This window comes from Pantoea stewartii subsp. stewartii (assembly GCF_008801695.1).
GTDB classification, from domain to species: domain Bacteria; phylum Pseudomonadota; class Gammaproteobacteria; order Enterobacterales; family Enterobacteriaceae; genus Pantoea; species Pantoea stewartii.
Genome location: NZ_VZPF01000026.1, coordinates 1 through 26848, shown reverse-complemented (window position 1 = coordinate 26848; position 26848 = coordinate 1). Strand labels below are relative to the sequence as shown.

Annotated in this window: 26 protein-coding genes, 1 pseudogene and 1 other annotated feature; of the genes and pseudogenes, 18 read left to right on the top strand and 9 right to left on the bottom strand. The window is 51.9% G+C overall.

The annotated features are described in order from the left end of the window. Window positions 1-51: 51 nt before the first annotated feature. The 4 genes from F7Q90_RS09480 to topA form a co-directional block, all read right to left on the bottom strand. Window positions 52-198: a hypothetical protein gene (locus F7Q90_RS09480; RefSeq protein WP_249042818.1), complete on the bottom strand. Its 147-nt coding sequence runs from the start codon at window positions 196-198 to the stop codon at window positions 52-54. 36 nt (window positions 199-234) lie between these two features. Continuing rightward, entirely contained in the window at window positions 235-393 is a 159-nt protein-coding gene (locus F7Q90_RS09475) for a YmiA family putative membrane protein (RefSeq protein ID WP_006119333.1), read from the bottom strand. Between the two features lie 496 nt (window positions 394-889). Then, window positions 890-1864 (bottom strand): HTH-type transcriptional regulator CysB, encoded by a 975-nt coding sequence (gene cysB, locus F7Q90_RS09470; protein WP_006119335.1) that lies wholly within the window; start codon window positions 1862-1864, stop codon window positions 890-892. Window positions 1865-2053: 189 nt separating this feature from the next. Next, the gene (gene topA / locus F7Q90_RS09465; protein WP_006119337.1) at window positions 2054-4651 is read right to left on the bottom strand and encodes a type I DNA topoisomerase; all 2598 of its coding nucleotides are present in this window, start codon (window positions 4649-4651) and stop codon (window positions 2054-2056) included. A gap of 370 nt (window positions 4652-5021) precedes the next feature. Here topA and F7Q90_RS09460 point away from each other — a divergent pair, with 370 nt between their 5' ends. Then, window positions 5022-5270 (top strand): DUF2498 family protein, encoded by a 249-nt coding sequence (locus F7Q90_RS09460; RefSeq protein ID WP_006119339.1) that lies wholly within the window; start codon window positions 5022-5024, stop codon window positions 5268-5270. A gap of 28 nt (window positions 5271-5298) precedes the next feature. Here F7Q90_RS09460 and sohB read toward each other — a convergent pair whose 3' ends face one another. Next, entirely contained in the window at window positions 5299-6345 is a 1047-nt protein-coding gene (gene sohB, locus F7Q90_RS09455) for a protease SohB (protein ID WP_006119340.1), read from the bottom strand. Window positions 6346-6518: 173 nt separating this feature from the next. Between sohB and F7Q90_RS09450 the strand changes: the two genes are divergently transcribed. The 7 genes from F7Q90_RS09450 to F7Q90_RS09415 all read left to right on the top strand — a co-directional run bounded on the left by F7Q90_RS09450 (window position 6519) and on the right by F7Q90_RS09415 (window position 13726). Then, window positions 6519-7280 carry a YciK family oxidoreductase gene (locus F7Q90_RS09450; RefSeq protein ID WP_006119341.1) on the top strand — a complete coding sequence of 254 codons (762 nt, stop codon included), beginning with the start codon at window positions 6519-6521 and terminating at the stop codon, window positions 7278-7280. Next, window positions 7280-7870: a cob(I)yrinic acid a,c-diamide adenosyltransferase gene (cobO, locus tag F7Q90_RS09445; RefSeq protein ID WP_151160859.1), complete on the top strand. Its 591-nt coding sequence runs from the start codon at window positions 7280-7282 to the stop codon at window positions 7868-7870. Before F7Q90_RS09450 ends, cobO begins: the two co-directional genes overlap by 1 nt. A 464-nt stretch (window positions 7871-8334) precedes the next feature. Continuing rightward, window positions 8335-9648, top strand: a complete 1314-nt coding sequence (locus F7Q90_RS09440) for a CitMHS family transporter (RefSeq protein ID WP_006119344.1) — start codon at window positions 8335-8337, stop codon at window positions 9646-9648. 45 nt (window positions 9649-9693) lie between these two features. After that, window positions 9694-10047 (top strand): hypothetical protein, encoded by a 354-nt coding sequence (locus tag F7Q90_RS09435; protein ID WP_006119346.1) that lies wholly within the window; start codon window positions 9694-9696, stop codon window positions 10045-10047. A 102-nt stretch (window positions 10048-10149) separates the two neighbouring features. Continuing rightward, window positions 10150-10845, top strand: a complete 696-nt coding sequence (locus F7Q90_RS09430) for a hypothetical protein (RefSeq protein WP_044242041.1) — start codon at window positions 10150-10152, stop codon at window positions 10843-10845. Window positions 10846-11200: 355 nt separating this feature from the next. Further along, entirely contained in the window at window positions 11201-12085 is an 885-nt protein-coding gene (gene rluB, locus F7Q90_RS09425) for a 23S rRNA pseudouridine(2605) synthase RluB (RefSeq protein ID WP_006119347.1), read from the top strand. A 999-nt stretch (window positions 12086-13084) separates the two neighbouring features. Then, window positions 13085-13726: a hypothetical protein gene (locus F7Q90_RS09415; RefSeq protein ID WP_006119348.1), complete on the top strand. Its 642-nt coding sequence runs from the start codon at window positions 13085-13087 to the stop codon at window positions 13724-13726. A gap of 5 nt (window positions 13727-13731) precedes the next feature. Here the strand turns inward: F7Q90_RS09415 and F7Q90_RS09410 are convergent, their stop codons facing one another. Continuing rightward, window positions 13732-14352, bottom strand: a complete 621-nt coding sequence (locus tag F7Q90_RS09410) for an L-threonylcarbamoyladenylate synthase (protein ID WP_006119349.1) — start codon at window positions 14350-14352, stop codon at window positions 13732-13734. 12 nt (window positions 14353-14364) lie between these two features. Continuing rightward, the gene (gene rnm, locus F7Q90_RS09405) at window positions 14365-15249 is read right to left on the bottom strand and encodes an RNase RNM (protein ID WP_006119350.1); all 885 of its coding nucleotides are present in this window, start codon (window positions 15247-15249) and stop codon (window positions 14365-14367) included. 154 nt (window positions 15250-15403) lie between these two features. Beyond that, window positions 15404-15506 (top strand) — a sequence feature (Trp leader region). Window positions 15507-15529: 23 nt separating this feature from the next. Here rnm and F7Q90_RS09400 point away from each other — a divergent pair. The 6 genes and pseudogenes from F7Q90_RS09400 (at window position 15530) to F7Q90_RS09370 (ending at window position 22551) form a co-directional block, all read left to right on the top strand. Beyond that, window positions 15530-17092, top strand: coding sequence for an anthranilate synthase component 1 (locus F7Q90_RS09400; RefSeq protein ID WP_006119351.1), 1563 nt, complete (start codon window positions 15530-15532; stop codon window positions 17090-17092). Further along, window positions 17092-18685: pseudogene (trpD, locus tag F7Q90_RS27130) on the top strand (bifunctional anthranilate synthase glutamate amidotransferase component TrpG/anthranilate phosphoribosyltransferase TrpD). The gene F7Q90_RS09400 and the pseudogene trpD overlap by 1 nt, the downstream one beginning before the upstream one ends. A 2-nt stretch (window positions 18686-18687) precedes the next feature. After that, on the top strand, window positions 18688-20049 hold the full coding sequence (gene trpCF / locus F7Q90_RS09385) for a bifunctional indole-3-glycerol-phosphate synthase TrpC/phosphoribosylanthranilate isomerase TrpF (RefSeq protein ID WP_006119355.1): 1362 nt from the start codon (window positions 18688-18690) through the stop codon (window positions 20047-20049). Between the two features lie 44 nt (window positions 20050-20093). Continuing rightward, a complete protein-coding gene (trpB, locus tag F7Q90_RS09380; RefSeq protein WP_006119357.1) occupies window positions 20094-21284 on the top strand; it encodes a tryptophan synthase subunit beta in 1191 nt (396 codons plus the stop codon). Next, the gene (trpA, locus tag F7Q90_RS09375) at window positions 21284-22087 is read left to right on the top strand and encodes a tryptophan synthase subunit alpha (protein ID WP_006119358.1); all 804 of its coding nucleotides are present in this window, start codon (window positions 21284-21286) and stop codon (window positions 22085-22087) included. The genes trpB and trpA overlap by 1 nt, the downstream gene beginning before the upstream one ends. A gap of 149 nt (window positions 22088-22236) precedes the next feature. Further along, window positions 22237-22551 carry a BON domain-containing protein gene (locus F7Q90_RS09370; RefSeq protein ID WP_006119359.1) on the top strand — a complete coding sequence of 105 codons (315 nt, stop codon included), beginning with the start codon at window positions 22237-22239 and terminating at the stop codon, window positions 22549-22551. A gap of 48 nt (window positions 22552-22599) precedes the next feature. Here the strand turns inward: F7Q90_RS09370 and ompW are convergent, their stop codons facing one another. Next, on the bottom strand, window positions 22600-23232 hold the full coding sequence (gene ompW, locus F7Q90_RS09365; protein ID WP_006119360.1) for an outer membrane protein OmpW: 633 nt from the start codon (window positions 23230-23232) through the stop codon (window positions 22600-22602). A 252-nt stretch (window positions 23233-23484) separates the two neighbouring features. Here ompW and F7Q90_RS09360 point away from each other — a divergent pair, with 252 nt between their 5' ends. The 4 genes from F7Q90_RS09360 to yciA are packed head-to-tail and all read left to right on the top strand — an operon-like array spanning window position 23485 to window position 25738. Further along, window positions 23485-23901: a YkgJ family cysteine cluster protein gene (locus F7Q90_RS09360; RefSeq protein ID WP_006119361.1), complete on the top strand. Its 417-nt coding sequence runs from the start codon at window positions 23485-23487 to the stop codon at window positions 23899-23901. 27 nt (window positions 23902-23928) lie between these two features. After that, the gene (locus tag F7Q90_RS09355; protein WP_006119362.1) at window positions 23929-24663 is read left to right on the top strand and encodes a YciC family protein; all 735 of its coding nucleotides are present in this window, start codon (window positions 23929-23931) and stop codon (window positions 24661-24663) included. Between the two features lie 56 nt (window positions 24664-24719). Then, on the top strand, window positions 24720-25259 hold the full coding sequence (locus tag F7Q90_RS09350) for a septation protein A (RefSeq protein WP_006119363.1): 540 nt from the start codon (window positions 24720-24722) through the stop codon (window positions 25257-25259). A gap of 56 nt (window positions 25260-25315) precedes the next feature. Continuing rightward, window positions 25316-25738, top strand: a complete 423-nt coding sequence (yciA, locus tag F7Q90_RS09345; protein ID WP_006119364.1) for an acyl-CoA thioester hydrolase YciA — start codon at window positions 25316-25318, stop codon at window positions 25736-25738. Between the two features lie 103 nt (window positions 25739-25841). On the opposite strand, the gene tonB is transcribed toward yciA, so the two are convergent. Continuing rightward, complete coding sequence (tonB, locus tag F7Q90_RS09340) at window positions 25842-26624, bottom strand: TonB system transport protein TonB (protein WP_006119365.1); 783 nt, start codon at window positions 26622-26624, stop codon at window positions 25842-25844. Between the last annotated feature and the right edge of the window lie 224 nt (window positions 26625-26848).

Sequence of the window (26848 nt, the reverse complement as noted above, 5' to 3'; positions counted from 1 at the left end):
AAGTAAGTCTGAAAGACAGAAGAAATGTCGAAAGAAAAACGCGATGTAAAATTATTTTGTTTTCGGGTCCAGAAAGAACTCGATGAAATTACGCTGATGCTCGTTCAGATCCCAACTTTCGGGGATAGTCACTTTTTCCGCCTTTGCAACCGGCTCTTTCGCTTTATAGCCAGAGAGACGATGCTGACGAGTCGTCATGGTGTGCTTATGGCAGAGTGCGTTTGCCCACATGGCTTAACCCCAGATGCGCCAAATCATTAATGCTACAACCACCCAGAACAGCGCTGAGGCAGCGAACACAGTTAACCAGGCATTGCGACGAGTGTTACCTGTACGCTTAACCTTGGTGCTTTTAGCCGGGAAGCCCGGATCAACAGTCAGTCTCGTAGCCATAGTTTTTGATAATCACTCTCAATAAAACGATTGATAACATCGATTAAGATTTAGGATGAATCCTAAACCCGTTAAGGCCAAAAATCCAGTCATTTTTATTGCACAATAACGATTAACGCAATTTATCAAAACTGTAAAATTACTTAAGTAACGATTAATGACTTATTACCCATACTATTAAAATCCGCCTGACAAAAATTTGAGTTAATTTAACTTCAGATCCAGTCATTACTAAAGACCGTGTTAACTAACCCCTAAATAAAAGCTTCTCCATCAAGCGTTAACTGGAGTATGGGAATAATCCTGGCAGCCCGCAAAGAAATCGCGTCAAAAATGTGTCGTATTTCGCATTTAAGATACAGCAAGCTTTAAACATGTGATCGACGTTACATTTACAAAAAGATAATGAAACTTCTCAATATAAACATGGCGCTAACATTCTTGCATAAAAATGGCTGCACTAAGCAGCCTGAGAATACGCGACGACAGATAACCGTTACTTAAACGGCAGCTTGATATCTTTAAACATGGCCTCAATGTCCTCGTTGGAACGCAACGCTACAGCCGTATCCACGACATCGCGCGTCAGATGAGGAGCGAAGCGCTGGATGAAGTCATACATATAACTGCGCAGGAAGGTGCTGCGGCGGAAACCAATCTTCGTCGTACTGTTGGTGAAGATTTCAGAGGCTTCAATTCTGACGAGGTCAGGATCAGCAACGGGATCCACCGCCATACTCGCAATCACCCCTACGCCCAGCCCCAGGCGAACATATGTTTTAATGACGTCGGCATCCGTTGCGGTAAAGACGATACGTGGCGTCAACCCCGCACGCATAAAGGCGGTATCCAGCTCGGAGCGTCCGGTGAAGCCGAAGGTATAGGTTACCAGCGGAAAATCGGCCAGCTCCTCTATCGTCACCTGCCCTTTTCCCGCCAGCGGATGGTCTGGCGTGACCACGATAGCGCGGTTCCAGTGATAGCACGGTAGCATAATGAGATCGTCGTAGAGGTGGAGCGCTTCCGTGGCAATTGCAAAGTCTGCGTTGCCTTTAGAAACCGCCTCGGCAATCTGCGTTGGTGAACCCTGATGCATATGCAGCGAGACACATGGATACCGTTCGATAAAGCCCTTAATCACGCCGGGCAGCGCATAGCGCGCCTGAGTATGCGTAGTGGCAACATATAACGAGCCTTTATCCGGCCAGGTATGTTCACCTGCGACAGATTTAATGGCATCCACTTTGGAAAGCACTTCGCGCGCAATGCGAATGATTTCTTCACCGGCGGGCGTAACCTGCGTCAGGTGCTTACCGCTGCGGGCGAAAATCTGCACCCCAAGCTCATCCTCCAGCATACGGACCTGCTTACTGATGCCCGGCTGCGAGGTGTAAAGCCCTTCTGCTGTCGATGAAACATTCAGGTTGTGGTTCACGACTTCTACGATATAGCGCAACTGCTGTAATTTCATATCTGTTGTTATCCTGGTCGGTTACAGAGTCGCATCCCCGGGTGGCTTACTGTCGCCCAGGCGGGTGAAAGGTGCTGAGCAGAAAGAAGGGATCGGAAATGCTATAACCACTATAGCATTTTAAGTATCAATGTAGAACGGAATGATATAAGGCGGGGAAAAAAGGCCAGCAATGCTGGCCTTACAGGGTTACTTTTTCGCTTCCTGCCACTTGCCGTCAATGTAAAACGCTGACCAGCCTGTCGCTTTGCCGTCTTTCTCAGACGCCACATACTGCTGTTTCGTTTTACGGCTAAAGCGCACCAGCGTCTTGTTGCCTTCCGGATCGGTTGCTGGCGCTTCGGCCAGATATTTCAACTTCTCAGGTAAACGGTCGTGGAAACGCTGCAGCTCTTCCACCAACGGTGCGCGGGTTTCACGCGATTTGGGGAAGGTATTGGCGGCTAGGAACACACCGGCAGCACCGTCACGCAACACAAAATACGCATCCGATTTTTCACACGGCAGTTCGGGCAGCGGCACGGGATCTTCTTTCGGCGGGGCGACATCGCCATTACGCAAAATCTTACGGGTGTTCTTACAGTCATCATTGGTACAGGCCATGTACTTACCGAAACGCCCCATTTTCAGGTGCATTTCAGAACCACATTTTTCGCACTCGACGACCGGACCATCGTAGCCCTTGATACGAAACTCCCCTTCTTCGATTTCATAACCATCGCACTCAGGGTTGTTACCGCAAACGTGCAGCTTGCGTCCGTTATCAATCAGATAACTGTCCATCGCTGTGCCACATTTCTGGCAACGACGACGGGCACGCAGCGCGTTGGTTTCGGCATCGTCCCCTTCCAGAATATTCAGAACTTCATTTTCCGGAATCAGGTTGATGGTTTGCTTGCAACGCTCTTTCGGCGGTAACGCATAGCCTGAACACCCCAGGAAAACACCGGTGCTGGCTGTCCGAATCCCCATTTTACGGCCGCAGGTTGGGCAGTCGATGGAGGTCAGGACCATCTGATTCGGCTGCATTCCGCCTTCTTCCGGATCTTTCTCAGCCTGTTCCAGCTGCTGGCTGAAATCGGAGAAGAAGCGATCCAGAACCGCTTTCCACTCCGCCTGATTGTTGGCGACCTGGTCGAGGCTGTTTTCCATGTGAGCGGTAAAGTCGTAATTCATCAGCTCGCGGAAGTTCTCTTCCAGACGATCGGTGACAATTTCGCCCATTTTTTCAGCGTAAAAGCGGCGGTTTTCCACCCTGACGTAGCCACGATCCTGGATAGTGGAAATGATGGCCGCATAGGTCGAAGGACGGCCGATACCGCGTTTTTCCAGCTCACGGACCAGTGAAGCTTCACTAAAGCGAGCCGGTGGCTTGGTAAAGTGCTGGCTGGGTAACAGGTCCTGCAGGCTCAGCTCATCGCCAACGTTAACCGGCGGTAAAGTACGATCCTCATCATTCTTACGCAGCGCAGGCATGACTTTGGTCCAGCCGTCAAAGCGCAGCGTACGCCCTTTGGCCTTCAGTTTGTAATCCCCTGCCGTGACTGTCAACGTGGTCGAATCGTACTGTGCCGGTGTCATCTGACAGGCGACAAACTGACGCCAGATAAGCTGATACAGTTTCTGCGCATCCGCTTCCATATCTTTGAGCTGCTCGGCCAGCACTTCCACATCTGATGGACGGATGGCTTCATGCGCTTCCTGCGAATTCTCTTTGCTGGCGAAGGTATTCGCCGCATCGGGCAGGTACTTTTTACCAAAATGGCCTTCAATGTAGCCGCGCACCATCGAAACCGCATCCTGGCTCAGGTTCGTGGAATCGGTACGCATATAGGTGATATGGCCCGCTTCATACAGGCGCTGCGCCATCATCATGGTCTTTTTCACGCCAAAGCCCAGCCGGGTACTCGCCGCCTGCTGCAACGTGGAGGTAATAAACGGCGCGCCGGGTTTGCTGCTGGTTGGCTTGTCTTCACGGTCCGTGACCGCAAAGCGCGCTTTTTCCAGCAGAGCCAGCGCGGCGTGCGTCTGGTCGTGATTGACCGGACGGAACGGTTTATCGCCCGCATGAGTGACGTCCATCGTCAGCTCATCGCCCTTCGGCGTGGTCAGGTTAGCGCTCAGTTCCCAGTACTCTTCGGGCACAAAAGCTTTGATTTCACGCTCACGCTCAACCACTAACCGGACAGCAACAGACTGCACGCGACCGGCAGACAGGCCTCGCGCGATTTTTTTCCATAATAACGGGGATACCATGTACCCCACGACACGGTCCATAAAGCGGCGTGCCTGCTGTGCATTGACGCGGTCAATGTTGAGTTCGCCCGGCGTTTCAAACGCCTGGCGAATCGCATTTTTGGTGATCTCATTGAACACAACGCGGCTAAAGCGCTTATCGTCACCCCCGATCACTTCCCGCAGGTGCCACGCAATGGCTTCCCCTTCGCGGTCAAGGTCGGTTGCGAGATAGATATGGTCGGCGTTCTCGGCTAAAGCTTTGAGTTCCGCTACCACTTTCTCTTTATTGGGCAGGATTTGATAATCCGCTTCCCAGCCGTGATAGGGATCAACGCCCATACGACTGACCAGCGCGGCTTTCTCATCCTTCTTAACTTTTTTGGCTTTCTTATCTGTCGGGGTTTCAGCACTTTTTTTGGCGGTTGAACCACTGGTCGGCAGATCCCGGATATGGCCCACGCTGGATTTCACCACGTAGCCACTGCCGAGGTATTTATTGATTGTTTTAGCCTTTGCCGGGGACTCAACAATAACGAGTGCTTTACCCATATTTACCTTTACCTAATGAATACATCCTGCTCAACGGGAGAGGATTGGACGCCCTGAAAACCCATCGGGTTCAATATTGCTACGCCTGTTTGGTATTTCAAGACGTGGGGCTCAATCTCTGGTCAGTCGATTCTTTACAGTGCAACTTTATGATAAAAATCGCTTTTTCTGCCTGACTTAATCGCACTTCCCGGTGCAATATCCCTAGAATCTGAAACGCCCACACTGTACCTGATAAAATCTGTTACGCAACTTAATTAGCATCTGGTGTGAGGAAAGCCCTTTTTTACCCCTGCCCACGATTTGTCGAACAGTGCAGTACGGAAGTAATATAGAAAGAATTATCAGGCTGTCAAAAAGGCACAGACATATGCAGAATCTGACTGAGGGAGTGTCGTCCCAGGCACTGTTAGATATCGCTAACGCGATGCTCAGGGAACATGATGATTTTATCGCCGGTATTGAAGCTACTGCCGTCAGCCAGCAGGGCGATGTGCTGGTGTTTAAAGGGCCGTACTTTTTGGACACGGAAGGCCTGCCGACCGCAAAAACCACGGCGGTGTTCAACCTGTTCAAACACCTGGCCGTTCTGCTGTCACCCCGTTATCACCTGGTATAAAAAACCCGGCCTGAGCCGGGTCGATGCATCACAAAAACCGTTTGTCGCTGCGCTGCCACCATTTGAGCATAATGCGCTCAAGCACCTGCCCTGCGCTTTGCGTCAGGCGATCGATTTTTGAACGACGTCGTACATACGTCACGCCCAGTACCGTGAATTTCGCCATATTCGCGATAATGAGATCGTCACTGGTCGAAATGCGATCGATCAGGCCCAGTCCAAGCGCCTGCCGGCCATACCAGTGCTCGCCGGTTGCCACCCGGTCAATGTCGAGGGAAGGACGCATTTCATGAACAAACTGTTTAAACAACAGGTGGGTTTCGTTCAAATCCTGCTGAAATTTTTCACGTCCTTCTTCGGTGTTTTCACCAAACAGCGTCAGCGTACGTTTGTACTGACCCGCCGTGTGTAACTCAACGTCAATGTCATTACGTTTCAACAGACGGTTGAAGTTAGGGATTTGCGCGACAACCCCGATGGAACCGATGACGGCAAAAGGCGCGGCCACGATGGTATTGGCCACACAGGCCATCATATAGCCGCCGCTCGCCGCCACTTTGTCCACGGCCGCTGTCAGGTTCAACCCGGCATCACGCAGGCGCTGCAATTGTGACGCCGCCAGGCCATAACCGTGAACCATGCCGCCCGGGCTTTCCAGACGCAGTAATACTTCATCGCCCGGCTGGGCAACCGCCAGAATGGCTGAAATTTCTTCGCGTAGCGATTTCACTTCACTGGCATCGATGCTGCCATTGAAATTAAGCACGTACAACGTGGGTTTAACGGTGTCGACATTGCCCTGCTTCGCGTCGCGTTTCTCTGCTTTCGCCTTCTGTTTTTCAGCCTTTTTATGGTTTTTTAACCACAGTTTTTGCGCCTGCGGTTTCATTTTCTCAAGCTGCAACGCCTCTTTCATCTTGTTGTAATCGTCATCTAACCGCGTTAATCGCAGTTGTCCGCCCGGGTGACGTTTACGCTGAGCGGCATGCACAACAATCATGACGATGGCAGCAATGGCAACGACCACCGTCACCGCTTTTGCTAAAAACAATCCATAACTCAAAAGAAGATCCATCGTGTCGCCTTATTAAACAGAGGATTACTGACAAACGCCTAGTTTAACGGGTTTATGCTACTGCGTCGCCTGAAATGCCAGCATCTGGCACAGATTGTCCCTATTGCTAATTGCGTCGTGCCCTGAATTAGGGCATAAAGCGAAAAACCCAGACGTTGCGGGAGGTTCCCAACATGCATTATCAACCGAAAGATGATCTACTTGCCCATCGCATTATCCTGGTGACGGGTGCCTCTGACGGCATTGGACGCGAAGCGGCCCTGACCTACGCACGCTTCGGCGCAGAGGTGATTTTACTGGGGCGCAGCGCTGAAAAGCTGCAGCAGACAGAAGCGTTGATAAACCAACTGAACAAGCGCCCTGCCCATTCGGTGGTATTGGATCTTTCAGACGCCACGCCGGCACGCTGTGCGCAGCTAGCGCAGGAACTGGCGCAAACATTCTCCCGTCTGGATGGTGTGTTACATAACGCCAGTATCTTAGGTGAGATTGTTCCGCTGGCCGACCTGGATCCGCAAATCTGGCAACAGGTCATGAAAATTAATGTTGATGCCACGTTTTACCTCACCCAGGCGCTATTGCCGTTGCTGCTCAAATCCGAAAGCGGCTCGCTGGTATTCACGACGTCAAGTGTGGGCCGTACCGGGCGCGCGGGTTGGGGTGCCTACGCGGTATCAAAGTTCGCCACAGAAGGCATGATGCAGGTGCTGGCCGACGAGTATAAAAATCAGGCATTGCGGGTTAACTGTATTAATCCTGGTGGTACGCGTACGAAAATGCGCGCCAGTGCGTTTCCTCAGGAAGACGCCGGTAAACTCAAAACGCCTGCCGATATCATGCCTCTTTACCTCTATTTAATGGGCGATGACAGCCGCCGTAAAACCGGTATGAGCTTCGATGCGCAGCCAGGCAGAAAACCCGGGGCCGCAGAGTAATGACCAGCGATCGTCATCAACAGCGGCAACAGCGTCTGAAAGAACAGGTGGATGCCCGCATTGCTGCCGCTCAGCAAGTCAGAGGCATTTTGATGGTGTTTACCGGAAACGGTAAAGGGAAAACCACCGCTGCGTTTGGCACGGCTCTACGCGCCTGCGGGCATGGCAAACGTGCCGCGGCCATTCAGTTCATTAAGGGAGAATGGCCCAACGGCGAACGCAACCTTCTGGCCCGGCACGGGGTGGAGTTTCAGGTAATGGCCACGGGTTTCACCTGGGAAACGCAAAATCGCCAGACCGATACAGCGGCCTGCCTGGCCGTCTGGGAACATGCCAGACGCATGCTGTCGGATGACACGCTTGATTTAGTGATTCTGGATGAGATCACCTACATGATCAGTATGGATTATCTGCCACTCGACGAGCTGGTAACCGCTCTGCAAGGCCGTCCTGCCCACCAAAGCGTCATCCTTACGGGTCGGGGTTGCCATCGCACCTTACTGGATATGGCTGACACCGTGACGGAAATGCGTCCGGTGAAACATGCCTTTGACGCCGGTATCAAGGCACAGCAGGGAATAGACTGGTAGCCTTTACCGTAGGCTGGCTGCCCTTATGCATCCGGCCTGCTTATCTTACGCAGTGCCCCCTCTGTACTTCCTTTTCCCTGTTTATCGGCCTGCATGCCCGCTTATTGTCATTGCAGCCTGGCACAGCTGGTCCTCAGGGCTTTTCCCGCTTTTATTTTCCATTCATGTTAATTTTGCGAAACGTTTTACGCGCCTTTTCCAGAAACCCTGCCTGAAAACCGGCGTCATCCGCCGCCGCCATGATTGATCTCAATCACATATTTTTACCGTTGAGAGACGTAAAACCGATCGGGATCACTCTTCAATGTTAAATAAATGATAAAAAATATTTAGCTTTAATATCATCCCATTGCGCGTGGTTAATCAAATCAACAGGTTAATCATTACCGTGCTAATCGATTCCATAATTAAATGTTCTTTCTGATAACAATTGAATAACTTTTGCCAATAAGAGGGCTCTTATTTTGCTGACCATACTGGGCTTTACGATGGTGGTTTGTTTCATGTATCTGATCATGACCAAACGCATGTCAGCGCTAATCGCGCTCATTCTTATCCCGACGCTTTTTGCGCTTATCGGCGGGTTTTATCACGGACTTGGGGAAATGATGCTGAACGGGGTCAAAACGCTGGCTCCAACGGGAGTGATGCTGACGTTTTCTATTCTCTATTTCGGCCTGATGATCGATGCCGGACTGTTTGATCCGCTGGTGCGTTTCATCCTGAAAATTGTGCGTGGCGACCCGCTTAAAGTGCTGGTCGGTACCGCTGTATTAACCTTGCTGGTCTCGCTGGATGGCGACAGTTCCACCACCTATATGATTGCCATTGCCGCGTTTCTTCCCCTCTACCGGAAACTGGGCATGAATGTGCTGGCAATGACCTGCCTGGTTAACCTGGCCAGCGGCATCATGAACCTGTCGCCGTGGGGAGGCCCCACAGCCCGCGCGGCGGCCGCGCTGCGCATTGATGCGCTGGATATATTCATTCCCATGCTACCGGCCATCCTTATCGCCTGTGTTGCTCTTGTCGGTCTGGCCTTCGTGTTTGGGCTACAGGAACGTAAACGTCTGGGCGTCATGCGCATCAGCGACGACCATCTGAATAATATCGAACTGGGCCTGGGTGATGCAGACGAATGCGCAGCAAATCGCCGGCCCAAAATGTTCTGGCCAAACTTTATTCTGACCACGGTACTGCTGGTGCTTCTGGTGGTGGGTGCCATGCCCATCCAGATTCTGTTTATGCTGGCTTTTGCAATTGCCGTCATGCTTAATTACCCCTCGCTTGAAGAGCAAAAAGCCCGTATCGGTTCACACGCCAGTAATGTGCTGGCAGTGACTGCCTTGATTTTTGCGGCAGGTATTTTTACCGGCATACTGTCAGGTACCGGCATGGTGGACGCCATGGCGAAAAGCCTGCTGGCCTTTATTCCGCACAGTTTCGGACCTTATCTTGCGCTATTTACCGCCCTGATCAGTCTGCCGTTTACCTTTTTTATGTCCAACGATGCTTTCTACTTTGGCATTCTGCCTGTCATCGCGCAGACGGCCGCCAGCTATGGCATTTCAGCAGAAGAAATTGCCCGAGCCTCCATTGTGGGCCAACCCTTCCATCTGCTGAGTCCACTGGTGCCGTCGGTCTATCTGTTAGTCGGTCTGGCCAAAGTGGATATCGGTGACCATCAACGTTTTGCCATAAAATGGGGGATTTTGATTAGCCTGGTGCTGATGGCGGGCGGCTTAGTAACCGGCGCGTTTCCCCTCTTCCACCGGTAAGATGCCCGGGAGCGTCAGCCAGAAAGTAAAAAGCCGCAACAGACGATGTTGCGGCTTTTTTATAGCCTTAATACCTCAGCTCAAGCTCGTCAGGCTCGCCGTGCAGCACGCATTGAAGGAAAGCAACCACGCAAGGGGAACAGCAACACTCTTGCGTTAGGTGCTCTCTTAGGCTCTCCGTTAGGCTCTGCACTCGGAATTGGTGGTGCCGGATACTTTGCCGTCAATGCCACTCGGGAAGCTGTAAGTGGCGCAGTAGAGCGGCAACAGGGCCGCATGAAAATGCAAAGTATGGGCCTCGATCCACTTTCTGCCATGGCCTTAAAAAGAAGTGTGATGCAACGCACCGGATTCGACCTGTCAGATGATAAGCTGGCCGACATATCCAAAGATGTCTAGGACAAACAGGGCCAGCTTTCACAAGGTCAGTGGAAGCAGAATAAGAAAACAGGTGAGTGGAATTATTCTGGCGGTGGGGAACTTAGTGCTTGGGCAAACATTATGACAACACGTGGTGGGTATGGCCGTGATGAAGCGGTTAACACACTAAAATCTGCCAAAGGCCCTGTCGAGTTAGGCATCATCCTTAATAACTTCAAGAAAAGTGCTAAACTAACTGAGCAGGAATTTACTGCACTTTCTGAAAGTGTGAATGACTTTTCCTTTGTGAGTAAATCCATTGGTGATAACGGCCAGTACGTTGTAGAAGCCATGCAGCAAATCGCACAGAAGGGGTTGCTATTAACCGATGCACAGCAGGAGGCTGTAAAGTGGTTAGGCCAACTTGGCCAGACAGCAGAGACAGTCTCCAACGCTATGGGCGATCAGTTTGCAGCCAGCTATGCGGATGGTCTCAAGAAAACGGGCATGAGTGCGGAAAGTCTAGAGGACGCATTTGTACAATTAAAGCCTGTTATTAAAGATTTAGGCTCCTTTGCTGGCGAGACTACAGGACATCTTGTTCAACTGGCAGCGGCACTGGCAGGGGCTGTTAACTGGCTAAACTCTCATTTTGGAACGAAGCAAGACGTGAACAGTAGCGGACTCTATTACAACGATTCATGGCTTGGGACTGCTATCAATGGGGCAAGGGGTTTATTTGGTGATAATCAGACAACAGGACTCAGCTCAGGTTATACCAACCCAATTTCAAATGCTTCGATGTTCACTGGTGCCAGCCTTGGTCAGAATTACTAGAACGGCAATCCATTCTCAATGAGTATGCCACCATTGCAACTGAGCATGGGAGGCCAGATACAGTTGCAGATGAATACTGGAGAGTTTGGAAACCTGTTTGATACGAAGATGGATTTGGCACTGACAAATCATATGGACAATATGACGTTCGCCTTAGACAGTTCTACAAGCTTTAACTAAATATAAAAGCCGCTCTCAGAAGCGGCTTTTTTACGTCTAATATTGAGTAACATCTTGGACAACAAAGGGGATTACATTGTGTTGTACATCGGTTATAATACCCTCCAACAGTCAATATAACCCATTGATTATTAAGAAATTACGACGCCTGGGAAGGCGACAATGAGGTAGCTCCATGAGCGAGAAGTTACAAAAAGTCTTAGCGCGTGCCGGTCACGGTTCGCGTCGTGAAATTGAAGCGATGATTGCGGCCGGACGCGTGAGCGTTGACGGTAAGCTTGCCACACTCGGCGATCGCATCGAAAACAATAAAGCCCTGAAAATCCGTATTGATGGCCATCTGGTATCGATTGCTGAATCTGCAACAGAAGTGTGCCGTGTGCTGGCGTATTATAAACCTGAAGGTGAACTCTGCACACGCAGCGATCCTGAAGGGCGGCCTACGGTCTTCGATCGTCTGCCGCGCCTGCGCGGTTCGCGCTGGATTGCCGTTGGCCGCCTTGACGTGAATACCTGTGGACTCATGCTTTTTACAACGGATGGTGAACTGGCTAACCGCCTGATGCATCCCAGCCGGGAAGTGGAACGTGAATACGCGGTGCGCGTGTTTGGCCAGGTTGACGATGACAAAATTCGTCAGCTCAGTAAAGGTGTGCAACTGGAAGATGGTCCGGCAGCGTTCAAAACATTGCGTTTTGCGGGTGGAGAAGGCATCAACCAGTGGTACAACGTCACCCTGACTGAAGGACGCAACCGTGAAGTTCGCCGTTTATGGGAAGCCGTGGGTGTACAGGTCAGCCGCCTGATGCGTGTCCGCTATGGCGACATCACCTTGCCAAAAGGTGTACCACGCGGTGGCTGGATGGAACTGGATCTGCCAGCGGTCAATTATCTGCGCAATCTGGTAGGAATGGATGACGAAACCGTCACCAAACTGGCGGTTGAGAAAGATCGCCGTCGTACAAAAGCCAATCAGATTCGTCGGGCCGTGAAACGTCACAGCCAGGCCAGTGGCAGACCCGCTCGTCGTAATGCCAGTAGCAAACGCAACGCAACCTGAGTGCCTGCCGGGTTGATATAAGGTTATCCATCATTCCATATCCATTACATTCAGGATAAACCGGCTTTGTTGAATAATAGGTAATCATTCTGTTTTGTCTGCACTGTTTTGGTAGAAAACGCTGATGCCAGACAGAACACCGTCATACGCAAGCATGTAATGCATTGATTTTATGTTATCTGAAACAACCGTTTTCATAGTACCACAGCATAAAATCCATTTATTCAACAAAGCCCCTGATACTTTTCATTAACGGCTCACACTCAGTCGGCGCGCTAAACAGTTTTATTTTTGTGGCTGTTTACAAAAAATAAAAACAAAACACCGCTACTTAAGTCAAATAAAATCATTGTGGGCCCCGGCAGCCCTCTGTTAGCCCGCCTCGCATCTTCAATGCACCCTGTTTACTCTATTATCAACAGGTTGCGTCGGGAAAAGCTATACAACATAAAAATCACTGTACAATTTTATTCATCAGCCGATAATGAAAGAATAATAAGGTGGTCATCACCCTGTTTTTTATCATTAAGTCCGCAATGACTTTTTTTCTACCCTCGTAAAGTTAAAAAAAATTGGACTATTGCAATCTATTGCCGATAACACATTATGCGACCGGACAGTGAGCAGATTTTAATCCGTACGGTGGCTTTGTTGAATAAATGGATTTTATGCTGTGGTACTATGAAAACGGTTGTTTCAGATAACATAAAATCAATGCGTTACATGCTTGCGTATGACGGTGTTCTGTCTGGCATCAGCGTTTTCTACCAAAACAGTGCAGACAAAACAGAATGATTACCTATTATTCAACAAAGCCCCGTACGGTGTCAGTTATTTCTGACCCGGGCATTAAATTGCAGCACGCTAAAGGGTTGTTATTAATCTTAATACTGGCGCATCGGGAAACGCTGCGTTAATACGGCTCACGATGAGCTTTAATTTGCATGTCTTTAATCTTCACCAGGGATTTTACTGGCATGCTTAAGCGAAGACACCACCATGAAAAAACGTTTTGTAAGTTCAGCGTTGATTGCGTTGGCGCTGAGCGGTTGTTCCGTGGGCCATACCGAGTACAGCCGAACGGCAATGCAGCACGTGGATATGAGCGTGACAGGCATTCCGACGATTCTGGGTTTAGGCACGCTGGGCACCACTATTCCGTTGACGCCTGAATACAGCCTGACTGCCGCGCATGTGGCAAAATTTGCCGTGCAGCGCGTGAAGTCTTATCACCCTTACTGCGACCTTGCGATTATTTATCACAAGAATCCGCCTGATACGCTGGCTCACTTCCGCAGCACCGATATTGGCGATCACGTAAAGATGTACGGTTACAGCTATATTTCGGCGCTACCTGTTGAATCAAAAGGTGTGAATCTCGCACGCACCGCCATTCGTAACCTCTGGAATAAAAGTCCGTGCATCGCGATGGCTTCCAATGCTGGCGTGGTTCAGGGGATGTCTGGCGGTGGGGTCTTCAATAGTGACGATACCATCGGCGGCGTGATCGTCGGGTATTCCGATTCAATTAAAAATGGCCGTAGCGGGAAAGTGATACTGAAAGATGTGTCACTCTATATCCCTTACGGCCAGTTTAAAAACTGGTTACAGGCGACGATTCCTGACACCCGTAAAACCTGACTGGCTTACATAAAAGGCGTTGTGTCGCCAGCGCCTTCACGGACAATTTCAGGGGCATCACTGGTCAAATCAATCACGGTGGTAGGCTGCTGTCCCAGCGTGCCGCCGTCAATGATTAAGTCCACCAGCTTACCAATACTGTGCTGAATGTCTTCCGGATCAGATTCAGTGAAATCATTGCCTGGCAGAATCAAGGATGTCGACATCATCGGTTCATTAAGCGCTTCCAGTAACGCTAGGGCCACTGGATTCGACGGGACACGTAAACCAATGGTTTTACGTTTCTCGTTCATCAGACGGCGCGGGACTTCTTTCGTCGCCTTCAGAATAAACGTGTAATTGCCCGGCGTGTTATTTTTAATCAGGCGGAACGCGCTGTTGCCCACCTGTGAATACACCGACAACTCAGACAAATCGCGGCACATTAGTGTGAAATTATGATGACCATCCAGTTGCCGTATAGGGCAAATGCGCTCCATCGCGCCTTTTTCTTCCAGACGACATCCCAGGGCATAGCCTGAATCGGTCGGGTAAACAATCACGCCACCTTTGTTCAGGTACTCCACAGCCTGGTTAATCAGACGCGGTTGCGGATTATCCGGATGAATATGAAACAGTTGACTCATAAAAACCTCTTATCACCTTTCCGTGCATTCAGCAGCCGGAGCCAGTGCGGGAAAGCGTTCCCAGACGGGTTCTACGGCTGCGGGTAACCACAGTTTGCGGCCTAACTCAATCCACGGGCAGGGTTGATGAAAATCAGAACCTTGCGATGCGGCCAGATCGTTATCCCGGGCGTACCCGGCTAACGTGGTACGCTCATCGGGTGCCTGCTGACATTGTGCCACCTCGATAGCATCACCACCCGCAGCGCGAAAATACGCGATCAGGCGTTTCAGCCATTTTGCCGACAATCCGTAGCGTCCCGGATGAGCCAGCACCGCACAGCCACCAGAATGGTGAATGGCATCAATGGCTTGATTAATTGTACACCATTGCGGCGGCACGTAGCCGGTTTTGCCTCGGGCCAGATAATTTTTGAATACCTGCGCCATAGTGCTCGCTTTGCCAACCTCAACCAGATAGCGGGCAAAATGTCCCCGCGTGATCATCCCCCCTTCAGCTAAACGCAGGGCGCCCGCCAGTGCATCGGGAATCTGGGCTTTTTCAAGCCGCTCAGCAATGCGTTGGGCGCGTTCCAGTCGCGTCGTATACTGACCAGCAAGGAACTGCGTCATGACGGGATGATGAATATCGATATTTAATCCAACAATATGGATCTCATGATTTTCCCACAGCGTGGAAATCTCGACGCCGGCTATGACATTGACTGGCAACGAAGCACGTAATGCGGCCTGCTGTGCCTCGGCGACGCCCGCCACGGTATCGTGATCGGTAATGGCCAGCACACCTACGCGCATTTCAACCGCACGCTCGACCAGCGCCTGCGGGGATAGCAATCCATCGGAAGCCCGTGTATGACTATGTAGATCGTAAAGCGGAAAACGGGCGATATCGCTCAAAACAACTCCTGCTGGCGATGGAACAGGTCAGCATGATAACGATTTTATGGGTCACTGAAAAAGTGTATTGACATTTTTGTCACGAACCAGTTAACTAGTACACAAGTTCACCGCAGACGGGTATGTGTTTATGAAAATGGTTATTACGCTTTTCACTGGTTGGTGGCGCAATGTTTCCCGGTCGGGCGGCGTTGTCGTGCACACTTAGCGTAAACCTGTGCAGATACCTGAGCCCGCCAACAAGCGGGCTTTTTTTTGGACGACATTCAGAGAAATCATCATGCTCAATGCAAAACCTACAGTGAAGTTAATTACCGGTAACGCCCCTTATCGGGAAGATCCCGCCGCGGTTTTTCATCAGTTATGCGGCGCACGCCCGTCAACGCTGCTGCTTGAATCTGCGGATATCGACAGCAAGGAAAATTTAAAAAGTCTGATGATCATCGACAGTGCCCTACGTATCAGCGCGCTGGGTAACTGCGTCACTGTGCAGGCCCTGTCTGATAATGGTCGGGCGCTGCTGCCGCTGCTGGACGAGGCGCTTCCCGCCGAAATCAAAAATGAATCGCGCCCTGATGGCCGGGTGTTAACATTTACGACGACCCACGATCAGCAAGATGAAGACTCTCGCTTACGCGCCCTGTCGGTGTTTGATGCCCTGCGTGTGATCCCGCAGTTAGTGAACTCGCCCGCCGATGAGCGCGAAGCCGTGTTCGTTGGCGGCCTGTTTGCCTATGATCTGGTCGCGGGTTTTGAGGACCTGCCGACGCTCAGCAGTGAGCAGCGCTGCCCTGACTACTGTTTCTATCTGGCGGAAACCCTGCTGGTGCTCGATCACCAGGCACACAGTGCCCGCCTGCAGGCCAGCCTGTTCTGTCCGTCCACCCACGAATTCCAGCGTCTGCAAAGCCGTATTGAGCAGTTACACGGACAAATGCTGCAACCTGCACCTGCGTTGCCCGTCAAGCCGATCGAAACGATGACGCTGACCACCAGCCAGAGCGATGAAGAATACTGTAATGTGGTGAGGAAGATGCAGGATGCTATTCGTATTGGTGAGATCTTCCAGGTCGTGCCATCACGTCGCTTCTCACTGCCCTGCCCGTCGCCGCTGGCCGCTTACGATACGTTAAAACGCAGTAATCCCAGCCCGTATATGTTCTTTATGCAGGATCAGGATTTTTCGCTCTTTGGCGCCTCGCCGGAAAGCTCGCTCAAGTACGACGCCGCCTCACGACAGATCGAAATTTACCCGATTGCCGGAACGCGTCCACGCGGTCGACATGCGGATGGCTCGCTGGACCGCGATCTGGACAGCCGTATCGAACTTGAAATGCGCACCGATCATAAAGAGCTGGCCGAGCACCTGATGCTGGTCGATCTCGCACGCAATGACCTGGCGCGCATTTGTCGTCCCGGAAGCCGCTACGTCGCGGATCTGACCAAGGTTGATCGTTATTCCTTTGTTATGCACCTGGTCTCCCGCGTGGTGGGGACATTGCGTGAGGATCTGGATGTGCTACATGCCTACCGCGCCTGCATGAATATGGGCACGCTGAGCGGCGCGCCTAAAGTTCGCGCCATGCAACTGATCGCTGAAGCCGAAGGCACCCGACGCGGTATTTACGGCGGCGCTGTCGGCTATTTCACCGCCAACGGTGATTTGGATACCTGTATTGTGATCCGCTCAGCCTACGTGGAAAACGGCGTGGCCACTGTACAGGCCGGCGCGGGCGTGGTGCTCGACTCTAACCCACAGGCCGAGGCCGATGAAAGCCGCAATAAAGCCCGCGCGGTGCTGCGCGCTATCGCCACTGCTCATCACTGCAAGGAGATCTTCTGATGGCTGACATCCTGCTGCTGGATAACATCGACTCATTTACCTACAACCTTGTCGATCAACTACGCACCTTTGGGCACAACGTGGTGATTTACCGCAACAACGTACCGGCCGCTTTGCTGACTGAACGTTTGCAGAGCATGGACAATCCTGTCCTGATGCTGTCACCCGGCCCTGGCGCGCCGAAAGACGCGGGCTGTATGCCCGAACTGCTGGGTGCGCTACGCGGAAAGTTACCGATTATCGGGATCTGCCTGGGCCATCAGGCGATTGTGGAAGCGTATGGCGGCCATGTCGGTCAGGCCGGTGAAATTTTGCATGGCAAAGCGTCATCCATTAACCATGACGGCGAGGCGATGTTTGCCGGACTGAGTAATCCTCTTCCCGTTGCCCGTTACCACTCACTGGTGGGCAGCAATACACCAGACGAATTAACGGTCAATGCCAGCTACAACGGCATGGTGATGGCCGTCCGTCATGAACACGATCGGGTTTGCGGATTCCAGTTCCATCCTGAATCCATTTTAACCACTCAGGGCGCACGTCTGCTTGAACAGACACTTGCCTGGGCGCTGGCGAAGTAACAGGGAGAACGCAATGCAACCGATTCTGGAAAAACTTTACCAGTCGCATAGTCTGACGCAGGCAGAAAGCCACCAGCTGTTCAGCGCCATTATTACCGGCCAGCTTGAACCTACCCAACTGGCGGCGGCGTTGGTTGCGATGAAAGTCCGGGGCGAGAACCCGGAGGAAATCGCCGGGGCAGCCTGTGCCTTACTTGAAGATGCCAAACCGTTTCCGCGTCCGGATTATGCGTTCGCCGATATTGTGGGCACCGGCGGGGATGGCAGTAACAGCATTAATATTTCAACCGCCAGTGCCTTTGTCGCCGCTACCTGTGGTCTGAAGGTGGCAAAACATGGCAATCGCAGCGTATCCAGCAAATCGGGGTCATCCGACCTGCTGGCCGCTTTCGGGATTAACCTGGATATGCCCGCTGAGCTGGCGCGGCGCGCACTGGACGATCTGAATGTCTGCTTCCTGTTCGCACCGCAGTACCACACGGGCTTTCGCCATGCTATGCCGGTGCGTCAGCAGTTGAAGACCCGCACGTTGTTTAACGTTCTGGGGCCACTGATCAACCCTGCGCGCCCACCGTTAGCCGTTATTGGCGTGTACAGCCCTGAGCTGGTCTTGCCGATTGCTCAGACGCTGAAAGTATTAGGCTACCAGCGTGCAGCCGTGGTACATGGCGGCGGCATGGATGAGGTTGCCCTGCACGATGTGACACAGGTGGCCGAGCTGCGCGAAGGGGAAATCACCCGCTATCAGTTAAGTCCGGAGGATTTTGGTTTCGGATTCCATCCTAAAGACGCGCTGGCAGGCGGCACGCCCGAAGAAAACCGTGACATTCTGACACGTTTACTCCAGGGTAATGGCGAGCAGGCCCATGAGGAGGCGGTTGCCGTGAATGTGGCCATGCTCCTGAAAGTGTTTGGTAATGAAGATCTCCGTGAAAATGCACAGCGTGCGCTTAACGCCATCCGTAGCGGTCAGGCTTATGAGCGCGTGGTGGCTCTGGCATCAAGAGGATAATCATGCAGGGTACAGTGTTAGATAAAATCGTGAAAGACAAAGCCGTCTGGGTTGAAGCGCGTAAGCAGCAGCAACCGCTGGAGAGCTTCCAGCCGCGCATTGTTCCTTCCAGCCGTAGTTTTTATGACGCACTGCAGGGCACCCGCACTGCCTTTATTCTGGAATGCAAAAAGGCTTCGCCTTCAAAAGGGCTGATCCGCGATGATTTCGATCCCGAAATGATCGCCGGGGTGTATCGCCATTATGCTTCTGCCGTTTCGGTATTAACCGACGAAAAATATTTCCAGGGCGACTTTGCCTTTTTGCCCGTCGTCAGTGCTGCGATTACGCAGCCGGTGCTGTGTAAAGACTTTATCATCGACCCTTATCAAATTTATCTGGCGCGTTTTTGTCAGGCTGACGCCATCCTGCTGATGCTGTCGGTCGTGGATGATGAGCAGTATCGTCAGCTTTCCGCCATCGCACACAGCCTGCAGATGGGCGTTTTGACTGAAGTCAGCAATGAGCAGGAGCTGGAACGCGCTATTGCGCTGGAAGCCAAAGTGGTCGGCATTAATAACCGCGACCTGCGCGATCTGTCGATTGATCTCAACCGGACGCGTCAGCTTGCGCCGCGCCTAGGGCAAGGTGTGACCGTTATCAGCGAATCGGGCATCAACAATTACCGCGATGTGCGTGAACTGAGTCATTTTGCAAATGGCTTCCTGATTGGTTCGGCATTGATGGAAGAAGAGGATCTTCATGCTGCGGTGCGACGTGTCACCCTGGGCAGCAACAAGGTATGCGGACTGACGCGCCCTGAAGATGCCTGCGCGGCCTGTGATGCCGGCGCTATTTACGGCGGAATTATTTTTGCCGAGGGCTCGCCGCGTCAGGTGGATACCGAGAAAGCACGTGCCGTGATAGCCGGTGCCCCGCTTAACTATGTCGGTGTGTTCCGCAATGCGGCAATAAGTGACATTGTCACTAAAGTGGAATCATTGCAGCTGTCTGCTGTGCAGTTGCATGGCGATGAAGACCACGCTTATGTGGCTGCGCTTTATCAGGCACTGCCTGAACAGGTACAAATCTGGAAAGCGCTCAGCATCAGCGACGCGTTGCCAGAACGTAACTGGCCGCATATTGACCGTTACGTTTTCGATAATGGTCAGGGCGGTTCGGGCCAGACCTTTGACTGGTCGCTGCTACACGGGCAGGACCTGAAGAATGTTCTGCTGGCCGGTGGGCTGAGCGCGGATAACTGTGTGGAAGCCGCACAGTTGGGTTGTGCAGGACTCGATTTTAATTCCGGTGTAGAAAGCGCGCCAGGCATCAAAGATGCCAGCAAAATTGCGGCGGTGTTCCGAACGCTTCGCGCCTACTGACTGGACTGGCCCGCCTGAAGGCGGGCACACAAAAGGATAGATCCATGACTTTACTTAATCCCTATTTCGGCGAGTTTGGCGGCATGTACGTGCCACAAATTCTGATGCCTGCGCTGAAGCAGCTTGAAGAAGCCTTTGTCAGCGCCCAAAAAGACCCTGAGTTTCAGGCTGAATTTACCGACCTGTTGAAAAACTATGCCGGCCGCCCGACAGCCTTAACCCTGTGCGGTAACCTGACCAAAGGCACTCAAACCCGCCTTTACCTGAAACGTGAAGATCTGCTGCACGGCGGCGCGCACAAAACGAACCAGGTACTGGGACAGGCGTTGCTGGCTAAACGGATGGGCAAAAACGAGATTATTGCGGAAACCGGAGCCGGTCAGCATGGTGTGGCTTCAGCCCTGGCCTGTGCGCTGCTGGGCATGAAATGCCGCATCTACATGGGCGCCAAGGATGTTGAGCGTCAGTCACCTAACGTCTTTCGGATGCGCCTGATGGGTGCCGAAGTGATTCCGGTTCACAGCGGTTCCGCCACCCTGAAAGATGCCTGTAACGAGGCGCTGCGTGACTGGTCGGGCAGCTATGAAACCGCCCACTATATGCTGGGCACCGCGGCCGGCCCGCATCCCTTCCCGACCATCGTGCGTGAGTTCCAGCGCATGATCGGTGAAGAGACGAAAAAACAGATTCTGGAAAAAGAAGGACGTCTGCCCGACGCCGTCATCGCCTGCGTCGGCGGCGGCTCCAATGCGATTGGCATGTTTGCCGGTTTCATCGAGGAAGAGAGCGTCAAACTGATTGGCGTTGAGCCAGCGGGCCACGGTATCGAAACCGGTGAGCACGGCGCACCGCTGAAACACGGCCGGGTCGGCATCTACTTTGGGATGAAAGCCCCGATGATGCAGACCAGCGAAGGGCAAATCGAAGAGTCCTACTCGATTTCTGCCGGCCTCGATTTCCCGTCAGTCGGCCCTCAGCACGCCCATCTGAACAGCATCGGCCGCGCGGACTATGTTTCCGTCACCGACAATGAAGCGCTGGCAGCCTTTAAAACGCTGTGTCGTGCGGAAGGCATTATCCCTGCGCTTGAATCCGCCCATGCGCTGGCCCATGCGTTAAAAATGGCGAAGGCGGAGCCGGAGAAAGAGCAGCTGATTGTGGTGAACCTTTCTGGTCGGGGTGATAAAGATATCTTCACCGTTCACGATATTCTGACTGCGCAGGGAGAAATTTGATGGAACGTTATGATCGACTGTTTACGCGTCTGGCGGCGAAGAAAGAAGGTGTGTTTGTCCCTTACATAACGCTGGGTGATCCTTCTCCTGAGCTATCGCTACGTATTATTGATGCCCTTGTTGAAGGTGGCGCCGATGCACTTGAACTCGGTATCCCCTTCTCGGACCCTCTTGCTGACGGACCGACAATTCAGGGAGCGGGCCTTCGTGCTTTTGCCGCTGGCACCACCACTACACAATGCTTTGAGATAATTGCGAGCGTTCGCCAAAAATATCCTGACCTGCCGATTGGCTTGCTGATGTATGCAAATCTGGTCTTTAATAATGGTATCGACGCATTTTATCAACGCTGTGAACAAGCGGGCGTTGACTCTGTATTAATTGGCGATGTCCCTGTGGAAGAGTCTGCTCCCTTTCGACAGGCTGCTATGCGTCATAATATTGCTCCTATTTTCTTCTGTCCGCCAAATGCAGACGATGAACTTCTGAGACAAATTTCTTCACATGGTCGTGGATATATCTACGTGCTTTCACGTGCTGGCATCACCGGTGCTGAAAATCGTGCTAATCTGCCTTTGAAGCATTTGATCGATAAAATGCGTGAGTACCATGCACCGCCTTCTCTCCAGGGCTTTGGTATATCCGAGCCCTCTCAGGTAAAAGAAGTCATTGATGCCGGCGTGGCGGGGGCTATTTCTGGTTCTGCCGTGGTAAAAATTATCGAGAAAAATTTAGCGCAGCCCAAAGTGATGCTGACTGAATTAAAAGAATTTGTCTCCCGCATGAAAGCCGCCACCCGCTAACAGCCTTCACCTTATGCCTTACCGCCCGGTAAGGCATGATTTCGCTGTTTTTTTTCGCTGTCCGTTTGCCCATTTCGGATTTTCTGCACCACAATTAACAGGCGCCGTTATGGTAACGACGTATCCTATTTGTGACAGGGAGAGAAGCAATGAAATGGTTTAAAGTGCTGGCAAGTGCCATGGTCGCGGCTGTTGTTGCATTAACACTCAGCGCCTGTGCGCCAACGCCAACGAAAGAAGGCACCGGCGGTTACATTGATGACACCGTGATTACCACCAAAGTGAAAGCCGAATTGTTAAAAGATGAGTCGCTGAAATCAACCGAAATCAACGTTGAAACCTTTAAAGGTAAAGTGCAGCTCAGCGGCTTTGTCAGCTCACCACAAATGGCTAACCGTGCCGTTCAGGTGACCCGAAGCGTTGCTGGGGTAAGATCAGTCGTAAATAACATGCAAATTAAATAACGCCGTTTTAAACCCAAAAGGGCCACGCATTGCGTGGCCCTTTTTTCTTCAGAAGCGATAACCTGCGCCAAAGAAGAATACCCAGGGGTCAATACGCATATGAATATTTTGCTGCTGATCGCCCGATTTAAATTTCACGTTCGTATCAATATCCATGTACCACAATGATGCATTCAGCAGCCAGTCACGGTTAATCTGATAATCCAGCCCTACCTGACCGGCAATGCCCCACGAGTCTTTCACACTGAGATCACTTAATCCCGCATCACGACCGGTCTGATTAAACTTTGCATCGTAAAACGTCGTGTAGTTAATGCCGACGCCGACATAGGGTCGCGCTTTGCTTTGGCTGTCAAAGAAGTAGTACTGTGCCATCAGCGTTGGCGGCAATTGCCGGACCGTCGCCAGCGTGCCCGTTGGGCCAAGGCCAACTTTATGGCGGAACGGTGTGGCGGCCAGTAGCTCGACGCCAATATTGTCTGTCGCCATATAGGTGAACGTTAAACCCAGTTGGGTATCATTACTGGCACTGAATCCGCCCATACCCAGTACGTTATCCGAGCCTTCGTTAGGTCGAACGGTGGCGCTACCTGCGCGAATAAAAAAATCACCAGCCTGGTGGGCCAGTGCCAGTTGAGGTAACGCAAGCGCCAGCAGCATGGTGCATTTAGCCAGTTTCATAGTCACTCCTGTGAGAAAGTAAGGTGCCTGCACTGAATCATTTTTTTGTGCGCACAGGTTTAGCGCGATTTTTTTATAAATGCATCTAAATCAAGACGGAAAAATGATTTAAAAAACAATGGATTGACTCAGATCAATTTTATGCCCGTATCCCGGACACAAATAGTGCTTGCCGAAAAAATGGAGCGGCATTACTTTGCTCATCTCCCCCTGTGATTTTGGTTCGATGCCTTAGAGGTGGCGGGCGATCAAATGAGTGAAACTACAAACCCCTGTATTAGCTGTGGTGCCTGTTGTGCCCACTTCCGCGTCTCGTTTTACTGGGCTGAAGCCGACGATGCGGGCGGCCCCGTTCCCACAGAATTAACGGAACCTTTAAGTCTGATGATGCGAAATATGCGTGGGACGAACGATCGTTCGCCGCGCTGTATTGCGCTTGAAGGGGAAATCGGCCACTGCGTGTCGTGCAGTATTTATGAGAACCGCCCCTCGCCCTGCCGGGAGTTTGCTATGTCCGGCGAAAACGGGATCGGGAATGAAGGTTGCGATCGGGCCCGGGCACGCTATGGCCTTCCCGCACTGTTTCACTCATCTTTACCTGTTATGACAGAAAGTTATCCGGTTGCGGGTGCCAGCGAGCCGCCAGAACATGTACAATCGACGGGTTAATTAACCCGGTTCTTTCAAGGAGTGTACATGTCTATCACGGCAAGCTCGTTATACCGTGACACAGGAAATTTTTTTCGTCATCAACTGATTACCCTGGTGCTGATGTCACTGTTGACCGCGTTTGTCACAGTGATGCTTTTACATGCGTTCACACCGGGTGACGATCAAATGGCGATCCTGCAGCAAGGCGATATAAGCAGTGCCTCGCTGTTTGAAATGGTGCAGAGCATGTCGCCCGAACAGCAGCAGGTTCTGCTGCGTGCGTCTGCTGCGGGTACTTTTGCAGGCCTTATCGGCAATACGCTGCTGTTGGGCGGTATGCTGTGCCTGATTCCGCTGGTATCGTCTGGCCAGCGCGTGAGCGCGCTGCGTGCCATTGGTACATCCGCGCCTTTATTACCGAAACTGCTGCTGCTGACCTTTTTGATCACCCTGGTCGCCCAACTGGGTTTTATGGTTCTGGTGGTGCCTGGCGTGCTGCTTACCATCGTGCTCTCGTTGTCGCCAATCATTCTGGCAAATGAAAAACTGGGCGTTATCGCCGCCATGCGCGCCAGCATGCGCATGGCCTGGAAAAACGTCAGACTGATTGCGCCAGCCATTATTCTGTGGCTGCTGGCAAAACTGGCAGTGATGTTTTTCTTTACCTCGTTAGTAGTGCTGCCGATGAACGTGTCGACGGTGATTTTCACCGCTATCGGGAATCTGATTTCAACCCTGTTAGTAATTTACCTGTACCGGCTTTATATGCTGTTACGTTGATTGTCCGTGCGCCTTCGGGCGCACTGGCCGGGAATACCGCCTTAACTGGAATGACTATGAAGCAGTTACTCGACTTTCTTCCCCTTGTGGTTTTCTTTATTTTTTATAAGTTGTACGACATCTTCGTCGCCTCAGGAGCCCTGGTTGTCGCGACCGGCCTGGCGCTGGTGGCAAGCTGGGTGCTCTATCGCAAGCTTGAAAAAATGACCATTTTTACGTTTGTGCTGGTGGCGGTGTTTGGCACGCTCACCCTGGTTTTCCATAATGATGAATTTATTAAATGGAAAGTCACGGTGATCTACAGCCTGTTTGCGCTGGCGTTACTGTTCAGCCAGTGGTTTATGAAACAGCCGTTAATTCAGACCATGTTGGGAAAAGAGCTGGAGTTACCCAACACTGTATGGCGCAATCTGAATATTGCCTGGGCCCTCTTCTTTTTATTGTGTGGTCTGGCGAATATCTATGTGGCATTTTGGTTACCTCAGTCAGTCTGGGTTAACTTTAAAGTGTTTGGGCTGACCGGCCTGACGCTACTCTTTACCTTACTGAGTGGGCTCTATATCTGGCGTAAAATGCCGCAACAACAGCAAAAATAAACCTGCTGCCCGTCTGTGCGGGCAGCCTTTCATTCATTACATAAGAAAACAACGCAATGGACGAAAAACATAAATTGCCCCAGGGCGAAATGGTCATGCGGACGCTCGCGATGCCTGCGGATACTAACGCAAACGGCGACATCTTCGGTGGCTGGTTGATGTCGCAAATGGATATGGGCGGTGCCATTCTGGCAAAAGAAATCGCCGAGGGCCGTGTCGTCACCGTCAGAGTGGATGGTATGACCTTTTTAAAACCCGTCGCGGTCGGCGATGTTGTCAGTTGCTACGCAAAGTGCATTCGCACGGGCAACAGCTCAATGACGATCAATGTGCAGGTATGGATTAAGAAAGTGTCGTCTGAGCCTATTGGTCAGACCTATTGCGCAACCGAAGCGGTCTTTATTTATGTTGCGGTGGACAATGAAGGCCATCCCCGTCAGCTGCCTGCGGGACGGGATAATCAGTCAGCCCCTGCCTGAGTGCGGTTCAGCCTGACATCGCAGACAGGCTGAATCTGAACCGGACCCGGGTGGGTCCGGGCCCGCTTAGCCGACTTCACATTGCTGAAACGCCTCACAAGCCTTATTCAAGGCTGGCCCCGCCGTTAATTTTAAACACAATATTCATCGTCAGACCGGTACCGGGCTTACCGCTCTGATAGCGCCACGAACGCATGGCCTGTTTGACGCTGCGCTCAAACATGTTGCGCGGTTCCGCAGACAGAATATCAATGTTGTCGACCCGTCCGTCACTGTCCACATCAAATTTCACTCTGACACGGCCTTCTACTCGCAGGGCCGCCGCGCGTGGCGGATAGGCTGGCTTGCTGATATTCAGCGCTTTTGGGCCGGTTGAGGCCGTCTGCGCAGGTGTCGCTGACGGTGTGGCTTTCGGCGCTGTCGCAGGCTTAGTCTGTGTTGCAGGCGCATCCTGCTTTAAGGGGTTGGCCTGGGGCTTCGCTTCCTCACGCGGTTTTACTTCGCGTTTTGGCTGTGTATGTTTGGGCTGGTGCCGCGGTCTGGGTTTTGGCTCAGGTTTGGGTTCCGGTTTGGGTTCCGGTTTGGGTTCCGGTTTGGGAATCGGCACTGGCTCAGCTTTAGGCGGTTCCGGAGTGGGTTTCGGCTCGGCCACAGGCTCAGGGGCTGGCTGGGGGTCCGGTTGCGGTGTCGGTTGTGTGATTGCGGGTTCAGGCTGAACCTCGGGCGCGACCATTGTCACACTGATTGGCTGGGATGCTTTGGGCAGTTCTCGGGTTTGATGAAAAGACGCATAGAGAATACCGGCGATGACTGCACCATGGAGCACAACGGACAACATCATGGCGACAGGCGTGCGTTTCGGTAAAGGCATAGTCAGCGTGGTCATAACAATCGCAGTTATCAAATGAAGCCCTGATTTTAAATGCAAATAGCAATCAGTTTCAATAATCACCTTAGTGCCGGGCGAAAAAAGCCCCTTTAGCCCTGACGAATCCCCACAAAAATGAGACAGACATAGCAAGATGTGATCTACTGATTCTTCCACAAATTCAATGGGATCACCGCTATGCCTGCCCGTAAAGTATGTCAGAATTTTTTTCAGGATGCTCT

Coding starts and splice junctions, on each gene's coding strand:
- F7Q90_RS09480 (WP_249042818.1), bottom strand. CDS start 198: ATGACGACTCGTCAGCATCGTCTCTCTGGCTATAAAGCGAAAGAGCCG.
- F7Q90_RS09475 (WP_006119333.1), bottom strand. CDS start 393: ATGGCTACGAGACTGACTGTTGATCCGGGCTTCCCGGCTAAAAGCACC.
- cysB (WP_006119335.1), bottom strand. CDS start 1,864: ATGAAATTACAGCAGTTGCGCTATATCGTAGAAGTCGTGAACCACAAC.
- topA (WP_006119337.1), bottom strand. CDS start 4,651: ATGGGTAAAGCACTCGTTATTGTTGAGTCCCCGGCAAAGGCTAAAACA.
- F7Q90_RS09460 (WP_006119339.1), top strand. CDS start 5,022: ATGCAGAATCTGACTGAGGGAGTGTCGTCCCAGGCACTGTTAGATATC.
- sohB (WP_006119340.1), bottom strand. CDS start 6,345: ATGGATCTTCTTTTGAGTTATGGATTGTTTTTAGCAAAAGCGGTGACG.
- F7Q90_RS09450 (WP_006119341.1), top strand. CDS start 6,519: ATGCATTATCAACCGAAAGATGATCTACTTGCCCATCGCATTATCCTG.
- cobO (WP_151160859.1), top strand. CDS start 7,280: ATGACCAGCGATCGTCATCAACAGCGGCAACAGCGTCTGAAAGAACAG.
- F7Q90_RS09435 (WP_006119346.1), top strand. CDS start 9,694: ATGTTGCGGCTTTTTTATAGCCTTAATACCTCAGCTCAAGCTCGTCAG.
- F7Q90_RS09430 (WP_044242041.1), top strand. CDS start 10,150: ATGACAACACGTGGTGGGTATGGCCGTGATGAAGCGGTTAACACACTA.
- rluB (WP_006119347.1), top strand. CDS start 11,201: ATGAGCGAGAAGTTACAAAAAGTCTTAGCGCGTGCCGGTCACGGTTCG.
- F7Q90_RS09415 (WP_006119348.1), top strand. CDS start 13,085: ATGAAAAAACGTTTTGTAAGTTCAGCGTTGATTGCGTTGGCGCTGAGC.
- F7Q90_RS09410 (WP_006119349.1), bottom strand. CDS start 14,352: ATGAGTCAACTGTTTCATATTCATCCGGATAATCCGCAACCGCGTCTG.
- F7Q90_RS09400 (WP_006119351.1), top strand. CDS start 15,530: ATGCTCAATGCAAAACCTACAGTGAAGTTAATTACCGGTAACGCCCCT.
- trpCF (WP_006119355.1), top strand. CDS start 18,688: ATGCAGGGTACAGTGTTAGATAAAATCGTGAAAGACAAAGCCGTCTGG.
- trpB (WP_006119357.1), top strand. CDS start 20,094: ATGACTTTACTTAATCCCTATTTCGGCGAGTTTGGCGGCATGTACGTG.
- trpA (WP_006119358.1), top strand. CDS start 21,284: ATGGAACGTTATGATCGACTGTTTACGCGTCTGGCGGCGAAGAAAGAA.
- F7Q90_RS09370 (WP_006119359.1), top strand. CDS start 22,237: ATGAAATGGTTTAAAGTGCTGGCAAGTGCCATGGTCGCGGCTGTTGTT.
- ompW (WP_006119360.1), bottom strand. CDS start 23,232: ATGAAACTGGCTAAATGCACCATGCTGCTGGCGCTTGCGTTACCTCAA.
- F7Q90_RS09360 (WP_006119361.1), top strand. CDS start 23,485: ATGAGTGAAACTACAAACCCCTGTATTAGCTGTGGTGCCTGTTGTGCC.
- F7Q90_RS09355 (WP_006119362.1), top strand. CDS start 23,929: ATGTCTATCACGGCAAGCTCGTTATACCGTGACACAGGAAATTTTTTT.
- F7Q90_RS09350 (WP_006119363.1), top strand. CDS start 24,720: ATGAAGCAGTTACTCGACTTTCTTCCCCTTGTGGTTTTCTTTATTTTT.
- yciA (WP_006119364.1), top strand. CDS start 25,316: ATGGACGAAAAACATAAATTGCCCCAGGGCGAAATGGTCATGCGGACG.
- tonB (WP_006119365.1), bottom strand. CDS start 26,624: ATGACCACGCTGACTATGCCTTTACCGAAACGCACGCCTGTCGCCATG.